This window comes from Sphingobacterium athyrii, assembly GCF_003071065.1.
Lineage (GTDB): Bacteria > Bacteroidota > Bacteroidia > Sphingobacteriales > Sphingobacteriaceae > Sphingobacterium > Sphingobacterium athyrii.
In genome coordinates, this window is record NZ_QCXX01000010.1 from 25,375 (window position 1) to 44,316 (window position 18,942).

Sequence of the window (18,942 nt, forward strand, 5' to 3'; positions counted from 1 at the left end):
TTTTACGAAATAATCAAGAATAACGCGAAAAAAAAATAATGACTACACGTCTAAAGCGGTGATTGTGATCACTATTCAAACACAATGGTTTTATAGTCGTTGAGCATCACACGGTCTTCGCTCAATAGGCGTATTGCTCTGCTTAAAACTGCTTTTTCAATTTCTTTCCCGGCAGTTACCATATCTTTAACGGTATAAGTATGATTGACGTGGCGTATATCCTGAACGATGATAGGACCTTCATCAAGCTGGTCGGTGACAAAATGTGCGGTAGCGCCAATAATCTTTACGCCTCGGGAATGCGCTTGTTTGTAAGGGTTTGCTCCAATGAATGCAGGAAGAAATGAGTGATGGATATTGATCAACCTATTTTCGAATGTAGCCACGAAAAAGGAGGAGAGGATGCGCATAAATTTTGCCAGAATGATATAATCAAAATTGTAATTCTTGATTTGCGCAATCAATTGTGTTTCAAAATCTTCTTTTGATAAGCCTTCATGCGAGATACAATGGAATGGAATATCAAATTTATCTGTAAATGAACGTAAGGTATCATAATTGCCAATGACGGCTTGTACTTCTGCTCCCCAGGTTTCGAAATGTTGCCGAACCAGAATATCTGCCAGACAATGATGTTCTTTAGTGACAAGGACAACAATTTTTTTTCGATTGCTGGGGTTTACCTGGATCTGCGCGGAAGGCGGGAGCACTTCGGCCAGCGAATTGGCAAGCTGTGTCTGGTTGGGGAATAAACCGTTACAGACGACACGGACAAAAAATTTATTTGCTTCTTCATCAACATACTCCCGCATGGTAATGATATTAAGCTGATATTTGGCCAATGTGTTGGAAATATTGGCTACCAATCCAACGGCATCTTGACATTGGATCAGAATTAAGGTTTGATTGTGCATGAAATATAGGTCGTAGGTCGCAAAAAAGCGGGTTAATTTAACCCGCTTTTTTTGTTAGTTCTTCTTCAAGGTCTACTTCTACACGCAGATTCTCGACGATATGTTTTTGCCGGTCCGGTGTGTTTTTGCCCATGTAGTATTCTAATAATTGTTGAATCTTATTGTCTTTTGATAAAATAACAGGGTCAAGACGGATGTCTTTTCCGATGAACAATCCAAACTCGGAAGGTGATATTTCACCTAAACCTTTAAACCGGGTGATCTCAGGTTTGGCTCCTAGTTTCGCAATTGCTTTTTGACGTTCTTCATCGGAGTAACAATAGATCGTTTCCTTTTTGTTCCGAACCCGGAATAATGGTGTTTGGAGGATAGATACATGACCTGCTTTGACCAAATCTGGGAAAAACTGTAAGAAAAATGTCAATAACAAGAGACGAATGTGCATTCCATCGACGTCGGCATCAGTAGCGATAACAATATTGTTGTACCGTAGTCCATCTAGTCCATCTTCGATATTGAGCGCATGTTGCAAGAGATTGAATTCTTCATTTTCATAAACAATTTTTTTGGACATGCCATAGGAGTTCAATGGTTTCCCTTTTAAACTGAAAACCGCTTGTGTCTGTACATCACGTGATTTGGTAATTGAACCTGATGCGGAATCTCCCTCTGTTATAAAAAGTGTAGTCTCTTGGTTGCGTTCGTTTTTATCGCTGAAGTGGACTTTACAGTCGCGCAATTTGCGGTTGTGTAAAGATGCTTTTTTAGCTCTTTCATTGGCCAGTTTTTTGATCCCTGCAATATCTTTGCGCTCCCTTTCAGATTGAAGAATACGTTTTTGCAATGCATCCGCCGTACCTGGATTTTTATGAAGATAGTCATCCAATGCTTTTTTGACAAAGTCATTGATGAAACCTCTTACAGTAGGGCCTTCCGGACCGACACTCTGCGAGCCTAATTTTGTTTTTGTTTGGGATTCGAAAACCGGTTCCTGTACTTTGATGGCAATGGCGCCAATAATCGAGGATCGAATATCTGATGCGTCAAATTCTTTTTTGTAGAATTCGCGTATTGTTCTGACAATTGCTTCACGGAAGGCTGCTTGGTGTGTTCCGCCCTGTGTCGTATGCTGACCGTTTACAAAAGAATAGTATTCTTCTCCATACTGTTGACCGTGGGTCATTGCGATCTCAATATCATCACCACGTAAGTGAATGATTGGATAGCGCATGGATTCGGAATCTATATTCCTTTCTAATAAGTCTTTTAATCCATTTTCAGAAATAAACTTCTGTCCATTAAAATTAATGGTAAGGCCTGAGTTTAGAAAAACATAGTTCCAGATCATATTCTCTACAAATTCCGAACGGTATTTGTAATTTCTGAAAATAGAATCATCTGGATAGAATGTTACCGATGTACCATTGCGTTGTGTGGTATCTTTCTGCTCGTCATTCACCAATTCTCCTTTGGAAAACTGCGCAATACGTGTTATATTTTGGCGGTATGACTGTACCGTAAACTGGCTGGATAAAGCATTGACTGCTTTTGTACCCACGCCATTTAATCCAACAGATTTTTGAAAGGCCTTGCTGTCATATTTACCACCGGTATTGATTTTGGAAACTACATCTACGACAGATCCAATTGGAATTCCCCGGCCATAATCGCGTACTGAAACTTTGTTTTCGTTTACGGTGATATCAATGGTTTTACCGGCGCCCATCACAAACTCATCAATCGAGTTGTCGACAACTTCTTTCAATAAAACATAGATGCCATCATCGTAGGCCGAACCGTCCCCTAACTTTCCTATGTACATTCCCGGACGAAGGCGGATATGCTCTTTCCAATCCAGGGACCTAATACTGTCTTCGTTATATGTACTCATAAATTTATGTAGAACTTAGCTAACAAAAGTATAAAAAATAAACCACGATATGTAGTATAAAAGACTAAATTTTTTAGATATCTATAGTTTCCGATAAGAATGGTAAAATTGGCGGTTTCCAAGGAAATGTTTACATTTAGTGTAAGTAATTGTAAAGAGAAAAATTTATGGGGTTATTTGATAAAATCAGAAATGAATTTATAGATATTATCGAGTGGGTCGATAATAGTACTGATACGATTGTGTGGAAATTTCCGCGGTATCAGAATGAAATTAAGATGGGTGCTCAACTTACCGTACGGGAGGGGCAAGCAGCTGTATTTTTGAATGAGGGCGTTGTGGCCGACGTATTTCAACCCGGCAGATATGAATTGACAACGCAGAACATGCCGATTATGACAACCATCAGCGGATGGAAGTACGGTTTTAACAGTCCGTTTAAGGCTGATGTTTATTTTATCAACCTACGGCAGTTTGTCAATCAACGTTGGGGAACAAAAAATCCGATCATGTTACGTGATCCTGAATTTGGGCCGATACGACTTCGGGCCTTTGGAAATTTTTCCTTTCAGGTAAAAGATATCACTGTTTTTATGAAACAGCTGGTTGCGACGACCCCGGTATTCACTGTAGACGATATTACGGAGCAATTGCGCAATATTGCTGTTTCCAGAGGCATGGATGCCATTGCGGAATCAAAAATTCCAGCGCTGGATCTAGCTTCCAACTACGATGAAGTTTCGGTATTGATCCAACAAAAAATAAGTGGAGACTTTGAAGAGATCGGATTGAGCCTGACCAAATTTTTGATCGAAAATATCTCATTTCCAGAGGAGGTCGAAAAAGCACTGGATAAACGAAGCAGTATGGGGGTGGTAGGAAACCTTGGTGCTTATGCACAGTTTCAAGCTGCCAATTCCATGGAAAAAGCGGCGGAAAATCCAAGCAGTGGTGGCATTGTTGGTGCCGGTTTTGGTGCTGGCTTGGGGGCAGGAATGGTTGGGCAGATGGGGAATGTGTTTCAGCAAAATAATTTTGATGGCAACAATCCTACGGCTGCGGCTGGGGCTGCGACAGGAGCCGTTGTTCCGCCACCGATACCGAAGGCCATTGCTTATTACTTGGCTATAAAGGGAAAGCAAGAAGGACCATTTGATCAAGAACAATTACGTGGGCTGCTTGGAGAAGGTACACTCACGGCTTCAACTTTAGTTTGGAAAGAAGGACTTGATAACTGGACAGAAGCTGATAAAATTGTTGAATTGAAGGATTTGTTTTCGCAAACTCCGCCACCAATTCCTGGAGTTTAGAGACCTAAGTGCTATCACAAGTATGAGTTTTGAAGAGAAGACCTCCGAAATAGAGCGGGGGTTAAAATGCCAGGGTTGCGGTGCAGTTTTGACTTATCAACCCGGAACTTCCTACCTGGAATGTTCGTATTGTGGAACTAAAAATGAAATTGCGGACAACATGCCGGGAGGTGAGGAGATCGAAGCAACGGATTATAACGTTTTTGGAAAAGCGATGGAAGGTGTTGCGGATGAGCGATATAGCTATCTGGCGGAAGTTGTTCATTGTAGCAACTGTGGGGCTAATTCGAGGTTGAATCCCCATGTTACAGCAGATGTATGTGCTTTTTGTGCATCGCCGTTGGTTATTGATCATCAGCAAAAACGTATCGTTAAACCCCATGGACTCGTACCTTTCTCGGTGGACTATAAGCAAGCCTTTGGTTTATTAACGCAATGGGCAGGGAAAGTCTGGTTTGCTCCCAATGATTTCAAGCGGATCTTCAATACGCGGAATGATCGGTTGAAAGGCGTATATATTCCATTTTGGTCATACGATTCGGATGTGCATTCTTCTTATGAAGGATCACGTGGGGAATATTATTATGTAACACGAACACGACGTAATTCTGACGGTGAAACGGAGGAATATGAGGAGCGCCGCACGAGCTGGTATCCTGCTTCGGGAACGATATACAGCCAATTTAGAGATATCGTTATCTCAGGATCGACTTCGCTGCCCGAAAAGTTTTCGGATAAAATTGGTCCCTGGAACTTAAGTTACCTGAAGCCATTTAACGAGCAGTATCTGAGTGGTTTTATTGCAGAAACATTTAGTGTCGACCATGTTATGGCGGCCCGAACCGCCCGAACTATTATGGATCGCGAAATTGAACGGCAGGTCGAAAATGATATTGGTGGGGATACCCAGGATATTGATCTTATCGATAGTGATTTTAAGTCAATCAAATTGAAATATATACTCTTGCCCGTATGGCTTTCAGCTTATCAGTATAAGGGTAAGAGTTATCAGATCATGGTCAATGCGTTCAATGGTAAGGTGTATGGACAAAGGCCCTATAGCTTTTGGAAAATCGCTTTCTTGGTGCTGTTGATCCTTATTGTGTGTTATCTGTTGAGCTTTATGGGGTAATAATGCTTACAAAAGCAAAAAAAACGCCTTCATGATTTCGCTGGCATCAACAGCTATGAAAAGTAAACTGAAGGTTTTTTCTGATCGATTGCAACAAATATTTTCAATAAAAAAGAGCTGTGCCTTTTGAAGCACAGCTCTTTTTTATTGTTGTAAAATATAGTTATTTATTTAAAGAAAGCAAGAAGCCAATCGTAAAGTTTGCGTCCCAATCGAATACAAAGGTGTCGCAGTTGGTCGCATCTTTAAGCGCTTTGTAAATGTTGACACCGCTTTTGGTTTTTATTTTATCGGCTTTATAAGAAGTGGGATCATTCAATACCGTGAAACGCTCCTCTCCCTGACGTGTCTGAGATGCTAACTCAAAAGGAACGCCACCGATGATAAAGCAGACTTCTCTTTTTGAAGCCGGTATTTTCTCACCTAATTTTTTTACTTCTGCATAAACAGCGTCATCCTTTAGATCTTTTTCATAATATTTTGCACCGGGTGCTTCCTCAGATTTGGTATCACCATCAATCCAGGAGATCTTGGTGTTTCCCGAACCGATGTCCACAACAAAAGAATTTTCTTCATAAGCTTTAGGAAGAACGCATTTTAGTGCAAGTTTTCCCTCTTGTTCGGCTGTCACTAAATTCACAACGAAGCCCATCTTTCTGAGCTCCGAACTGATGACAGTTGTTTTAGGTTCTTTCTGTGCGCCGGAACTGATCACAAAGTGGATGTTTTTGGATTTTACGCCTTTATCAAGCATCATACCAATATAATCCTTTAGACCTTTACGGATATCTTCTGTGGTGGCTAATCCTTCATAGGCGAAGGATTTTCCAAAATCTTTGGAGATAATCTCCCAACGGTTTTCTTTATCCATATTGACGACAAAGGAATTGAATCCCGAAGCACCTACCTCTACAACACCCTTATACTCGCCATCAACGGGCTTTTCAGGCTGATAGTTGAAAGAGCGGGTGCTTTCCGATCCTGAGACTGTAGGTCCGGTAGCATTGATATTGGTTGAGTCCGGTTTAACCGCAAGCGTAGTGTCAAACTTGCCAGACTGCATCGCCCAATAACCAATAGCAAGGATAGGTAATGCGATAATAATTGCTTTGATAGGCCATCTTAACCTAGCCCATGTCGATTTCTCTTCCATAATTTTGAATAATATGATATTGTTTTGATTAATTAATCGAGTAATGTAAAGCCTTTATCGACTTTCTCCTCCGGTTTGAGTTCGTAGCTTGCATCGGACATCTGAGTGACGTTGAGCACTTTTAAGTTACGCTCGTCGACCTTGCGGATAAATTCTTCCAGTTCGCCCTGCGAAGGAGCGCCGCCTACAGTAATGTTGTTGTTTTGATCCAAGAAGTCAAGGTTGGAACGAATGGATGCAATATTTTGGCTGATAGCACCTGTAGCCGCATTCATCGCTTCTTGAAAAGCCCAGCCATCTTTAATATTAAACACATCGGCAAGCCCATCTGTCGCGTTTTTCATTTTTTGCGTTGCTTCTAGTTTCTTCGAAATGATGGAGATGCTGCTATCTAATGTACTTACATAAATACGGGCCGCGCTTTCATTGTCTTTGAGGACTTCCAATACTTTCGCAAACTGATTGGCATATTGTACATAACTACGGGCATTTTGTTCTTCTGATTCCCCTTCCTTACCCAGCAGAAAAGCTTTGGTGCGTGTTTCCTTGGCATCTCTTGCGTATGCATTGGCCTTTTCCGCATTATTTCTGCTCGCTTCCTCCTTTGATTTTTCGTCCAGATTAGCAGCTTCTGCTGTAAACCTTTTTGCATAGGTGTACTTTTCTTCGGCAGTTTTTTGTGCCGTTTCACCACTTTGAATCATATCGATGCGCACACCGTCCACATTACTGATTTTTTCCTTCACACGTTTTAGGGTGTCTTTCGCATCACGGGATAATAGTTGTAAGGTCTCTATCGGATTGTTTCTGATAATGGATTTTTCGCCTTTGAAAAGTAATACAGTACCCAAGCGATGTAGTAGGGCAATAATCTTAGGTGCTAAAAGTAATAAGGTGATCAGAATAATGCTGAAGATCACAAATAAAATACTCTTTCCTGCATACTCGAGCATAACGGGAAGGTATTTAAAAAAAGCAAATGCACCCCCCAGTATCAATGCCCAAAAGAAAATTGCGGACACCGTCTTTTTTGCTTCCGGAGATTTTAATTGAGCAGGCAAATGGTCTCCCAAAACTTGAAATATCGGGAGCTGCGTCTTTATTTCAGCAGGAATATTAATGTATTGGTCTTTTTTTTCCATTGATTTAGAGTTATGTAATTGATTGATTAATCATATGCAGTGCACTGTTGATTTCTGTAATGACCTCACCGACAGCTGCGTTGCCTATGGCTATTTTTTGTTCGATTTCTTTAATTTTTGGTTCGTACTTTTCATTAATTTGTCCCAGTGCGATTTGCTTTTTCTGTAGATCATCCTGCAATTTGTTGATGTTTTCCGTTATGGTTTTAATTTCACTGTTCAAATTGGCGATCTCCATGGTTCGGTCCTGTTCCGTCCTTCTCTTTTCATTCTGTTTCTGTTCCGATTCTTTGGCAATGGTTTCTTTAAGCTTATTAGCATAATTTGTGCCAGTTGCCACAAGTTTTTCCTTCGATAATGAACTATCGACAAACTTCAGGGAAGTATATGCGGCTTTTAAGGTGTTTTCCTCTACTTTTCCCATTGCAGCAGCAGCATTCCAGACTTCAAAAAAATCAACCCCCTGTTCATTTAGTTTTTCGAGTATGGCGTATACTTTCAGTTTCATTTCTTTGAGATCGGTAGATCCATCGTTGGCTGTTATGGGGATGGGCGGCGGAGTTTTGCCAGTTGCCATAGGGGGCTGTGGCGATGTATATGTAGGTGTACTTAATTTTTCTTTTGTCGGAGCAGGTGGAACCGGAGCCGGCGATGGGGGAGTGGAACTTGTCTGATCATCCTCGAAAATTAATTTTTTAAGACTGCTTAATATCCCCGCACTTTTTTTGTTTTCATCGTTGCTCATAATTTGACATTTTATTATTACGTATACTAAAATAGTAAAAAATAGGATTGTGACAGCTAAATTTATTGGATGAAATCATCATCAGGTTAATTAATGCTCAAAAAGGATGAATAGACCGTTAGAGGTAATTCCAGTACAGCTATCAAATTGGGAATCATGAGATCAATAAGTTGTGTGAAACAGGGCTCGACTATGCTGCGCAACGGGGGATAGATTGCCTAAAGAGATAACATAAAGCGGGGAAACAAAGATTCCCAATCCTGGATTGGGAATCTTTGTAAAAAGTAGCTGAGGGAGCTTCTTATCTTCCGAAATCGTCTTGAACGCGCACAATGTCGTCTTCATCAGAAGGGTTATTCGCATCCGTATGTTGCCAGATTTCAGCCAAAATACCGAAGCCATCCAAGCCGATTAAACGGTGACGTTGTCCCTGACGTAATCTGATCGTTTCGCCTTCTTTCAAGGTAGAGACAACAGATTCTTCATCTGTATCCGAAACCATGACACCAACATTGCCTTGAATGACACGCCAGATTTCGGCACGACGGTGGTGATACTGCCAAGAAAGTCTCTTGTCTGGCGCAACGATCAGAATTTTTGGACTTAATTTTCCGGAAATTCGTAATTCCTGAACATCCAATCCTCCAAAATACTCATTGGCAAACTCTTGTGCCTGTGACTCGTCGATAACAAAAAAGCCACCCCAAGGGCGTGCTGCATCCGATTTCTCAATGTTGAACCCTTTGGATGTCAACATTTCCTGCACTTTCTCAAATAATGCGGTTTTATCTATAGCCATGTTATAAAATTTCTAAAAATTTATTGATCCTTAATTCAGCAGCTAAATATAGAAAAAAATCATTAATGTTTTTAGTTAACCGTTTTAGCTTTGATAAAATCATCAGTAAAACGCGTTTTTTTATAAAATATACAATCCGGGGGTAGGATATGTTTTCAAAATGAAATCCTTAGTTTTGTGATCAATCTAATTTCAGGATATGTCAAATTTTCAAGTCGATCGGGAAAACACAGCATTTATGCAGGCTGTCGCATTTGTTAACCAAACCAATCAGAATGTATTTATTACGGGAAAGGCAGGTACAGGTAAAACGACTTTCCTGAAGTATATCCGTGAGCACAGCTATAAAAAGATGGCGATTACCGCACCGACAGGAGTAGCAGCCATGAACGCAGGCGGTACAACTTTACACTCCCTTTTTTGGCTTCCTTTTGGAACTTTTGTGGAGGACTATGAGTTGCGTTGGGATGAGCAGGACAGTCATATCTATAATAAGTCCCGCTTGTTCAGCACAATAAAACTGACGAAACAACGACGAGCGATTTTGCAGGAGCTGGAGCTATTGGTTATTGATGAGGTCTCGATGGTCAGGGCAGATACATTAGATGCAATCAATGTGATATTACAGTCGGTTCGTCGCGATATGCGGCCTTTTGGTGGTTTACAGGTATTGTTTATCGGAGATTTATATCAATTACCGCCCGTGGTCAAAGATGCGGAATGGAATATCCTCCGCGATCATTATTCTTCGGTGTTTTTCTTCAATGCAAAAATCTTACGGGATAGCCCTTTGGTCATGCTGGAACTCAATAAAATCTATCGTCAGCAGGACGAGGGCTTTATTTCGATTTTAAATGCGATACGGAATAATCAATGTACCAGTGAGATGCTGGCTACCTTAAATGGCTACTATCAGCAAGATTTCGTCCCAAAAGAGGAAGAACAATATATCACATTGACATCCCATAATCGAAATGCCGACGAGATCAATAGTGCAAAGTTGGCGTCATTGTCCGGGAAAATGCTCAACTTAAAAGCCGTCGTGAAAGATGACTTCGCTCAAGGGTCTTATCCTGCTGAGGAAACGCTATCATTAAAAATAGGTGCGCAGGTGATGTTTATCCGAAATGATTCCGGTGAGGAGCGAAAGTATTACAATGGTAAAATTGGTACCGTAAAGGATATAGATACAGCACATGGTACTGTATCGGTTACTTTCCCAGATGGTTCCGAAGAGGTGACGGTAAAAAGGGAAACCTGGGAAAATATCCGTTACAACTATGATAAAGGACAGGATCAGATCAAAGAAGAAATTTTAGGGACATTTTCTCAATTTCCGCTGCGATTAGCTTGGGCAATCACCATTCATAAAAGTCAGGGATTGACCTTCCAGAAGGCAATTATAGATGCGGGTACTTCCTTTGCTGCGGGACAGGTTTACGTTGCCTTAAGCCGTCTGACAAGTCTGGATGGACTGGTGCTTAAATCTATTATTCCATCTTATGCCATTCGTACGGATTATCAGGTGGTTGAATTTGCGCAACGAGCACATTCCCAGTCTAATATCAATGAAATATTGGAACAGTGCCAACGAAATTATCTTGGGCAGATTCTAATGAATGGTTTTCGGTGGGATGGACTCTTGGTGGAGACTTCGGAACTGCTTAAATCAATGGAAGAACGCAATATCGATGGGAAGGAAAAGGCTATTCAGTTCTTTCAGGAGGTGGTTAAACAGCTCCAGACACAGGAGAAGGTAGCACATAAATTTATTGTTGTCCTTTATGATCTTCTTCGGGATAAAGATGCGATTGATTATGATCTGATCTGTGAACGATCCACTGCAGCTGTAAATTGGTTTTTGCCCCGAATGGATAAGGACCTTATCGAAGCGTTGACAAAGCACATTGAAGAATACCAGATTCGTAAGCGGACAAAGAAATATATTGATGAGCTAAAGGCCATATTGCTGGATTACAAAAGGAAACGCGAACAGTTACAACATTGTCTAATTATTGCTGAAACGCTATCCAAAAGAGAGGATTTCCAAACAGCCATGCTTGATGTAGCCGCTCAGGTTAAAACGAAAGAAAAGGAGGTGCTGGCAGCTCAAAGTGCTGATGAGGAAGGCGCGAAGAAATTGGATACAAAAGATATTTCATTGGAAATGTTTAAAGAAGGGATGAGTATCGCTGATATAGCAGGTAAGCGCGGGATGGTAGCCGGTACGATTTACGGACATTTGATTAATTTTGTAGGGACGGAGGTCGAAGCAACAGAATTAATTGATCAAGAGAAGCTCGATCGTATCCTGGATGTCATTCGTGCAAATCCAGAAAAATCATCTTCGGAGCTTAAGATGATTTTGGGTGCAGATATAGACTATCCGGATATTAAAATTGGACAAAAAGTTTTAGGATTGTAGTCGGTAAGGATTTATGATGTATATTTGTCAACCTTTTATTTAAGCTAATTGAAAGAGGAAAAAACCAATAAGAAAATTAACAAATGGATTGTTTTTACTTCCATGCCGATCCAGATGGGTGTGACAATATATTTATTTTACTGGGTCGGAAGTTGGTTAGACAATAAATATGCGATTGCGGGTGAATGGGGGATGAAGGGATTGACACTGTTAGGAGTGGTTGTATCTTTGTATCAGTTCATCAGGCAAGCAAATCAAATTAATAAAAATGAATAGTTATTTGAAAAGTGTCCTTGTGCTGCTGATCGTCTTTGTGGCAAGTTTTGCAGCACATTATTTAGTGATATCCGGCATGAATGTGGGGCAGTACTGGTCAAAGGCCACTTACAGTCTCGTTGGTATGTATGCATTTGGATGCTGTTCTTCGTTGCTGGTTGCGGTGCTGGTCTTTTTTGCAAACTGGTCCATGCCTGAGAAATTAGGTGTCATATTTTTGGGGCTGGTGCTCCTGAAGGCTGTTGCAGGGTATATTTATATTAAAGACGGGTTAAAGACCGTTGAAAACAACTTTATCGAATATAACTTTTTGGTTGTATTTTTCATCGCTTTGTTTGTCGATGTATATGTTGCTTTTAGCGCTTTAAATCAAGCAGATAAAAAGGTTTAAACTATTTTTGGAAAAAGTTTAAACAAATGGTGATTTATGCCAAATAAAATTGTATTTTTGCGCAAAATTTTTTATTATTCAATAGTAATCTGAAATGGTGAATCTTAAGAGAGCACTTTTATTATTTGCAGTAATTTTTCTTGCTGTCAATCCTTTTACCTTAAAAGCAGCGGAAGAAGCGCATGGGGATGCGCCTAAAACCCAAGCTGAGGAAATCAAAGCGTATAGTCAACATCACTTACAAGATGATCATTATTTTTCTTTGTTTTCCGATCAAAAAGCAGGAAAACATTATGGTTTTCCATTGCCAGTAATTCTTATTGATAATGGATTGGTTGTTTTTTCTTCTGGCGAGTTTCATCATGGCGAGTCTGTTGTGGAGAAAAACGGTCAATACTACAAACTTTACCACGGTAAGATCTATAAAACAGATGCTACAGGTACATTGAACTACGATGATAAACATCATCCCACGAATGCAAAACCCCTGGATTTCTCGATTACAAAGAATGTTGTCGGTTTAATATTAGCTGCGTTTTTAATGTTTTGGGGTTTTATCAGCTTAGCTAAAACTTATAAAAAAGGTGTGAATAATCAACCAAAAGGTGTTGGTCGTGTTTTAGAGCCCTTGGTTTTATATGTACGCGATGAGATGGCTGTTCCTAATATAGGTCATCGTTATAAAGAATTTATGCCTTACCTATTATCTGTATTTTTCCTGATTTTTATTCTAAACTTATTAGGTTTAACACCATTAGGTTTTAATGTGACCGGGAATATTACAGTCACTTTATGTTTGGCACTATTTACATTCTTTATTATCAATTTCAAAGGAAATGGAGATTACTGGAAACATATTTTCTGGATGCCCGGTGTTCCTGTTCCGTTTAAAATAGTTTTAGCACCAATTGAGGTGTTGGGTATGTTTACTAAACCTTTCTCCTTAATGTTGCGTTTGTTTGCGAATATCACTGCGGGTCACTCTGTTGTGATGGGACTAATCGCAATTGTCTATTTATTTCAACAACAGTTGACCGTTGTTGGTAGTATTGGTGTCTCTATGGTATTGACACTCGTGTTATTCCTATTGGAGCTTTTGGTAGCTTTTCTTCAAGCATTCATCTTTACGATGTTGTCATCCCTATTTATTGGAATGGCAGTAGAGGAACACGCTCATCATTAATTGAATTTTTTTGTTAAATTTTATATATTAAAAACATGGTAATTCCAAATTTAGTAGGTGCAGGTTTAATCGTAATCGGTGCAGGTTTAGGTTTAGGTAAAATCGGTGGTTCAGCAATGGAAGCTATCGCTCGTCAACCAGAAGCAGCATCTAAAATTCAAACTGCAATGATCATCATTGGTGCCTTAGTTGAAGGTTTAGCATTCGGTGCTTTAATCTTAGGCGTATAATCCAAGTTGATTAAAAGTTTACTAAATACAATCTGCAACGGTTGGTTGCAGATTGTATTTAAACAAAAAAATACAAAACAAAAGAAAATTATAATTTACAATTGTATATAAATGGAAGCATTAATTAATCAGTTCTCGTACGGTTTGTTCTTTTGGCAACTAATCATCTTGTTGGTTGTGATCTTTTTATTGGGCAAGTTTGCCTGGAAACCTATCGTCAATGCTTTGGATGAGCGTGAGCAAGGAATTGCGAATGCATTGGAAGCTGCTGAGAAAGCTAAATTAGAAATGGCTCGTTTGACAAATGAAAACGAACAATTGCTTAAAGAGGCTCGTGCGGAACGTGATGTTATCCTTAAAGAAGCAAAAGAGCTAAAAGAAAAAATCGTTGCTGAAGCAAGAACACAAGCGCAATATGAAGGCGCTAAAATGATTGCTCAAGCGAAAGAGGAGATCGACGAACAAAAGAATAAAGCTTTGGCTGAGGTAAAATCACAAGTTTCTTCTTTGTCTTTGGATATCGCCCGTAAAGTGTTAAACAAGGAATTTGAGGACCAAGGTAAGCAAGAAGCTTTAGTAGCAGATTTGCTTAAAGATGTTAAATTGAACTAATCCGGCCACTCAAATTACGAAATAGAATATGTCAGTATTTAAAGTAGCATCGAGATATGCAAAGTCATTAATTGACTTGGCTAGCGAGCAGGGCTCACTGGAAACCATCAAAACAGATATGGATTCGTTCATCGCTGTTTTAAAATCCAGTTCGGAATTGCAAGCTGTTTTGGCCAATCCTATTGTTCCTTTGGACAAGAAGAAAAACATATTGGATGCTTTATTTAAAGATAAGATCAACCCAAATATCTTGGCATTCTTTAAGATCATGATCAACAAAGGTCGTGGGATGATCGTATATGCTACTGCTCAGGAATTTATCCGCGAGTATAACGAGGTTAAAGGTATTGTGAAAGCTACAGTTACCTCTGCAGCACCACTTTCTGAAGCTAATTTGGCAGCGATGAAAGATGTACTTGCAAAAGAAACCAACGCTCAGGTGATATTGATCAATAAAGTCGATAATAAGCTGATCGGTGGCTTTGTCGTCAATATTGGTGACCGCCAGATTGATGCAAGTATTGCTGGTAAGTTGAATAAATTAGAAAGATATTTGAATCAGGGTAACTAAGTTATTCTGGTATTTAAAGTAAAATAAATCAAAAAACCCCTTATAATAATTAAAATGATAGAGGTAAGACCAGATGAAGTTTCGGCAATTCTAAGAGAGCAATTGGCGGGCTTTAAATCAGAAGCCGAACTAGAGGAAGTGGGTACCGTACTTGCTGTAGGTGACGGTATTGCTCGTATTTACGGCTTAACTAAAGTTCAGTCCGGTGAGTTGGTTGAATTTGATAACGGATTACAAGGTATTGTATTAAACTTAGAAGAAGACAACGTCGGTGTTGTACTTTTAGGCCCTTCTGACGAAATTAAAGAAGGAGATACGATTAAACGTACCAACCGTATTGCATCCATCAAAGTTGGAGAAGGTTTGTTGGGACGTGTAGTGAATACATTGGGTCAACCAATTGATGGTAAAGGACCTATCCAAGGTGAATTGTACGAAATGCCTATCGAACGTAAAGCTCCGGGTGTTATCTACCGCCAACCAGTAACAGAGCCATTACAAACAGGTATCAAGGCAATCGATGCGATGATTCCAGTAGGTCGTGGTCAACGTGAGTTGGTTATTGGTGACCGTCAAACAGGTAAAACTGCGGTGTGTATCGATACGATCTTGAACCAAAAGGAATTTTATGATGCAGGTCAACCTGTATTCTGTATCTACGTTGCCGTAGGTCAAAAGAATTCTACAGTAGCGAATATCGTTCGTACATTGGAGGAAAGAGGTGCAATGGCTTATACTGTTGTTGTAGCTGCTTCTGCTGCTGACCCTGCTCCACTTCAATTCTATGCGCCAATGGCAGGTGCTGCTATCGGTGAGTTCTTCCGTGATACAGGCCGTCCAGCATTGATCGTTTATGATGATTTATCTAAACAAGCTGTGGCTTACCGTGAGGTTTCTTTATTGTTACGTCGTCCTCCGGGTCGTGAAGCATATCCAGGTGACGTATTCTACCTACACAGCCGTTTGTTGGAGCGTGCAGCGAAAATCAACTCTTCAGATGATATCGCCCGTAACATGAATGATCTTCCTGAATCTATCAAGCATTTGGTTAAAGGTGGTGGTTCATTGACAGCACTTCCGATCATCGAAACACAGGCAGGAGACGTTTCAGCATATATCCCTACCAACGTAATCTCTATTACAGATGGTCAGATTTTCTTGGAGTCTAACTTATTCAACGCGGGTATCCGTCCAGCGATCAACGTAGGTATTTCGGTATCTCGTGTGGGTGGTAATGCGCAGATCAAGCCGATGAAAAAAGTATCGGGTACATTAAAGTTAGATCAAGCGCAGTACCGTGAATTGGAAGCTTTTGCGAAATTTGGTTCTGATCTGGATGCTGCTACTAAAGCCGTTTTGGATAAAGGTGTTCGTAACGTTGAGATCTTGAAACAAGGTCAATATTCTCCAGTTTCTGTAGAAAAACAAGTTGCGATCATTTACATCGGAACGAAAGGCTTATTGCGTAATGTACCAGTAAACAAAGTAAGAGAATTTGAAGAAGAGTTCTTGACACAATTGGAACAACGCCATCCAGAAGTTTTAGCAGCGTTTAAAGCTGGTAAATTCTCAGATGAGTTGACTGCAGTATTAGAAACAGTAGCTAAGGATTTAGCATCAAAATATTAAATAGATGTGAGATGATAGATTTGAGATTTGAGATGTCTTTAAAAGATTTCTTGAATCTCACATCTCAGATCTCCTATCTCCAATCTCAGATATGGCAAATTTAAAAGAAGTAAGAAACCGGATTACCTCGGTATCATCAACACAGCAGATCACGAAAGCCATGAAAATGGTATCGGCTGCTAAATTGAAGCGCGCTACTAACGCTATCTTACAATTGCGCCCATATGCGAATAAACTAAGAGATATTTTGGCTGATGTTTCTGCAAGTGTGGAGGGAAGTAATTCTCCTTTTACGGTAGATCGTGAGCCAAATAAGGTGTTGATCGTGGTTGTTTCTTCTAATAGAGGTTTGGCTGGGGCATTCAATGCGAATGCGATCAAGATGACTAATAACTTGATCGCTAACAAATATGCCGAGCAGCATGCAAAAGGCAATTTGAGTATCATTGCTATTGGTAAAAAGGGTTACGATTTCTTCTCGAAGCGTAATTTCGATGTGATAGCTAACCATTCAGACTTGTTTTCTGATTTAAATTTTGGATCTGTTTCTGTAGTGACGGAATTTATCATGGAACAATTTAAGGAAGGTAATTTTGATCGTGTAGAAGTGGTTTATAACCAATTCAAAAATGCTGCGGTTCAAGAATTGACAGCAGAGCAGATTTTGCCTTTATTACCACCTGCAGAGGGAAACACACAACATACGCATAAAGCAAAAATAGAAGCTGAAGTGGATTATATCATCGAGCCTTCCAAAGAGAAGATTATCGAGGAATTAATTCCTAAAGCCATCAAGATTCAATTATACAAAGCTGTTTTGGATTCCAATGCTTCCGAGCATGGAGCACGTATGACAGCCATGGATAAAGCGACTGAAAACGCTGGTGATCTTTTAAAATCACTTAAGTTATCTTACAACCAGGCACGTCAGGCAGCAATTACGACAGAGTTGACAGAAATCGTTTCTGGAGCAGCAGCTTTGTCAAACGGATAATCCTGTAATCGGGAAAGCATAAAAAAGCGTTAATCGAAAGGTTAACGCTTTTTTTATGCGTAGTACGCTTTGCTACCACCGGATTAAGGCGGATCCCCAGGTAAAGCCTGCGCCAAAGGCAGCTAAACAAATAAGATCACCTTCTTTTATTTTTCCGGCTTCCCAAGCCTCACATAGTGCGATCGGTATGGAGGCTGCTGTGGTATTGCCATATTTTTGGATATTATTGAAGACCTGATCCTCATTTAATCCTAAGGTTTTCTGCACAAACTGTGAAATACGAAGATTGGCCTGATGCGGGATCAACAGGTTAATGTCAGAAGTTTTCAGGTTGTTCTTTGTCAAAGCCTCATGAATAACTTCGGGGAACTTTACAACGGCCTTTTTGAACACAGCCTGTCCGTCCATATTTGGGAACGCAGTTCCATCTTCAAGCATTTCTTTGGTCATCAGTAATCCGCCCAATTTCTGTTCAGGCCAGTCTGGCATTTTATCTAACCAGATTCCACTGGATGCCCCCGGATAGTACATAGCGAGCTTTTCTGCCTCAGCCCCATCTGAATGTAAATGTGTACTCAAAATGCCTCTATCGGTTTCTGTTGTTGGCTGAACAACCACAGCTCCGGCACCATCACCGAAAATAACAGAAACAGCACGTCCTCTGGTGGAAAAGTCGAGGGCAAATGAATGTTTCTCGGAACCCACTACAAGTACATTTTTGTACATCCCCGTTTTGACAAATTGATCTGCTATGGACAGGGCATAGATGAAGCCCGAACATTGGTTTCTAATATCTAATGCGCCCACTTCGTTCATTTCCATTTCCCGTTGCAGTAATACCGCACAACCGGGAAAATAATAGTCGGGTGACAAGGTTGCGAAGATAATGAAATCGACATCTTCCTTACTGATATTGGCGCGTTCTATGGCTATCTTCGCAGCTTCAACCCCCATTGTGGTTGTTGTTTCTCCGATACGGTCGGCATAGCGACGCTCTTTGATCCCCGTTCTTTCCTGAATCCATTCATCGCTGGTATCCATGAAACGTGTTAAGTCATTGTTGGTATATACGTTTTTCGGAACGTAATAGCCAATTCCTGCGATTTTCGACTGAAACATAATAAATTCCTCTAATTGATTGTTTCTTCCCTTTTATATAGTCGTTAATTTAGAAAAAAATATTCTATTTTTGCAGCATGGGTACCCAAACTGCTGAAGAAACCTTTACGTTAGAAGAGATATTAGCGTCTGTTAAGGACTCTAATCGCCTGATTTTGTGGAATGACGAAACGAATACGTTCGACCATGTGATCCATTGCCTCATGTATCACCTCCAATATACAGAGAAACAAGCTGAAAAAATTGCCTGGAAAGTACATACTGAAGGGAAGTGCGCCGTTTTGGAAGGCACTTTCACTGAAATGGAAATCTACCGCAAAATTTTGAAAGCTGAGGGATTGACGGTCTCTGTCGAATAGATTTACTATCCTTTTTGTTACGGTAATAATATAGTTACGCTTTAAGTTTGTCTCTAAGTTTTAGTTT

General features: G+C 40.2%; 19 protein-coding genes. 12 read left to right on the top strand and 7 right to left on the bottom strand.

What is annotated here, in order from left to right; all coding sequences use genetic code 11:
• Positions 1-71: 71 nt before the first annotated feature.
• Together purU and DCO56_RS26385 are read right to left on the bottom strand one after the other, a co-directional pair.
• Entirely contained in the window at positions 72-914 is an 843-nt protein-coding gene (gene purU, locus DCO56_RS26380) for a formyltetrahydrofolate deformylase (RefSeq protein ID WP_108636694.1), read from the bottom strand.
• Between the two features lie 37 nt (positions 915-951).
• The gene (locus DCO56_RS26385; protein WP_108636695.1) at positions 952-2,805 is read right to left on the bottom strand and encodes a DNA topoisomerase IV subunit B; all 1,854 of its coding nucleotides are present in this window, start codon (positions 2,803-2,805) and stop codon (positions 952-954) included.
• A 167-nt stretch (positions 2,806-2,972) separates the two neighbouring features.
• Between DCO56_RS26385 and DCO56_RS26390 the strand changes: the two genes are divergently transcribed.
• A complete protein-coding gene (locus tag DCO56_RS26390; RefSeq protein ID WP_108636696.1) occupies positions 2,973-4,115 on the top strand; it encodes an SPFH domain-containing protein in 1,143 nt (380 codons plus the stop codon).
• A 22-nt stretch (positions 4,116-4,137) separates the two neighbouring features.
• Positions 4,138-5,247, top strand: coding sequence for a TFIIB-type zinc ribbon-containing protein (locus tag DCO56_RS26395; RefSeq protein WP_108636697.1), 1,110 nt, complete (start codon positions 4,138-4,140; stop codon positions 5,245-5,247).
• A 163-nt stretch (positions 5,248-5,410) separates the two neighbouring features.
• Here DCO56_RS26395 and DCO56_RS26400 read toward each other — a convergent pair whose 3' ends face one another.
• From DCO56_RS26400 to DCO56_RS26415, 4 genes are all read right to left on the bottom strand, one after another.
• Positions 5,411-6,400 carry a hypothetical protein gene (locus tag DCO56_RS26400; RefSeq protein ID WP_108636698.1) on the bottom strand — a complete coding sequence of 330 codons (990 nt, stop codon included), beginning with the start codon at positions 6,398-6,400 and terminating at the stop codon, positions 5,411-5,413.
• 32 nt (positions 6,401-6,432) lie between these two features.
• Positions 6,433-7,542, bottom strand: a complete 1,110-nt coding sequence (locus tag DCO56_RS26405) for a hypothetical protein (protein ID WP_108636699.1) — start codon at positions 7,540-7,542, stop codon at positions 6,433-6,435.
• 10 nt (positions 7,543-7,552) lie between these two features.
• Positions 7,553-8,287: a coiled-coil domain-containing protein gene (locus DCO56_RS26410; protein ID WP_108636700.1), complete on the bottom strand. Its 735-nt coding sequence runs from the start codon at positions 8,285-8,287 to the stop codon at positions 7,553-7,555.
• A gap of 301 nt (positions 8,288-8,588) precedes the next feature.
• Complete coding sequence (locus tag DCO56_RS26415) at positions 8,589-9,086, bottom strand: cupin domain-containing protein (protein WP_104385737.1); 498 nt, start codon at positions 9,084-9,086, stop codon at positions 8,589-8,591.
• A gap of 199 nt (positions 9,087-9,285) precedes the next feature.
• Between DCO56_RS26415 and DCO56_RS26420 the strand changes: the two genes are divergently transcribed.
• From DCO56_RS26420 to atpG, 9 genes are all read left to right on the top strand, one after another.
• Positions 9,286-11,511 (top strand): helix-turn-helix domain-containing protein, encoded by a 2,226-nt coding sequence (locus DCO56_RS26420; protein ID WP_108636701.1) that lies wholly within the window; start codon positions 9,286-9,288, stop codon positions 11,509-11,511.
• Positions 11,512-11,559: 48 nt separating this feature from the next.
• Complete coding sequence (locus tag DCO56_RS26425; RefSeq protein WP_233789610.1) at positions 11,560-11,787, top strand: AtpZ/AtpI family protein; 228 nt, start codon at positions 11,560-11,562, stop codon at positions 11,785-11,787.
• Positions 11,780-12,178 (top strand): hypothetical protein, encoded by a 399-nt coding sequence (locus tag DCO56_RS26430; RefSeq protein WP_108636702.1) that lies wholly within the window; start codon positions 11,780-11,782, stop codon positions 12,176-12,178. The genes DCO56_RS26425 and DCO56_RS26430 overlap by 8 nt, the downstream gene beginning before the upstream one ends.
• A 94-nt stretch (positions 12,179-12,272) precedes the next feature.
• Positions 12,273-13,361, top strand: coding sequence for a F0F1 ATP synthase subunit A (gene atpB / locus DCO56_RS26435; RefSeq protein WP_108636703.1), 1,089 nt, complete (start codon positions 12,273-12,275; stop codon positions 13,359-13,361).
• Between the two features lie 35 nt (positions 13,362-13,396).
• Positions 13,397-13,591, top strand: a complete 195-nt coding sequence (atpE, locus tag DCO56_RS26440) for an ATP synthase F0 subunit C (RefSeq protein ID WP_108636704.1) — start codon at positions 13,397-13,399, stop codon at positions 13,589-13,591.
• Positions 13,592-13,702: 111 nt separating this feature from the next.
• A complete protein-coding gene (locus DCO56_RS26445; RefSeq protein ID WP_104385733.1) occupies positions 13,703-14,203 on the top strand; it encodes a F0F1 ATP synthase subunit B in 501 nt (166 codons plus the stop codon).
• Between the two features lie 28 nt (positions 14,204-14,231).
• A complete protein-coding gene (gene atpH, locus DCO56_RS26450; protein WP_108636705.1) occupies positions 14,232-14,774 on the top strand; it encodes an ATP synthase F1 subunit delta in 543 nt (180 codons plus the stop codon).
• Positions 14,775-14,828: 54 nt separating this feature from the next.
• A complete protein-coding gene (gene atpA / locus DCO56_RS26455; RefSeq protein ID WP_108636706.1) occupies positions 14,829-16,403 on the top strand; it encodes a F0F1 ATP synthase subunit alpha in 1,575 nt (524 codons plus the stop codon).
• A gap of 91 nt (positions 16,404-16,494) precedes the next feature.
• On the top strand, positions 16,495-17,397 hold the full coding sequence (gene atpG, locus DCO56_RS26460) for an ATP synthase F1 subunit gamma (RefSeq protein ID WP_108636707.1): 903 nt from the start codon (positions 16,495-16,497) through the stop codon (positions 17,395-17,397).
• Between the two features lie 72 nt (positions 17,398-17,469).
• Here atpG and DCO56_RS26465 read toward each other — a convergent pair whose 3' ends face one another.
• Complete coding sequence (locus DCO56_RS26465) at positions 17,470-18,516, bottom strand: 3-oxoacyl-ACP synthase III family protein (protein WP_108636708.1); 1,047 nt, start codon at positions 18,514-18,516, stop codon at positions 17,470-17,472.
• Positions 18,517-18,593: 77 nt separating this feature from the next.
• Here DCO56_RS26465 and DCO56_RS26470 point away from each other — a divergent pair, with 77 nt between their 5' ends.
• Positions 18,594-18,875, top strand: coding sequence for an ATP-dependent Clp protease adaptor ClpS (locus DCO56_RS26470; RefSeq protein ID WP_077437687.1), 282 nt, complete (start codon positions 18,594-18,596; stop codon positions 18,873-18,875).
• The last annotated feature ends 67 nt before the right edge of the window (positions 18,876-18,942 follow it).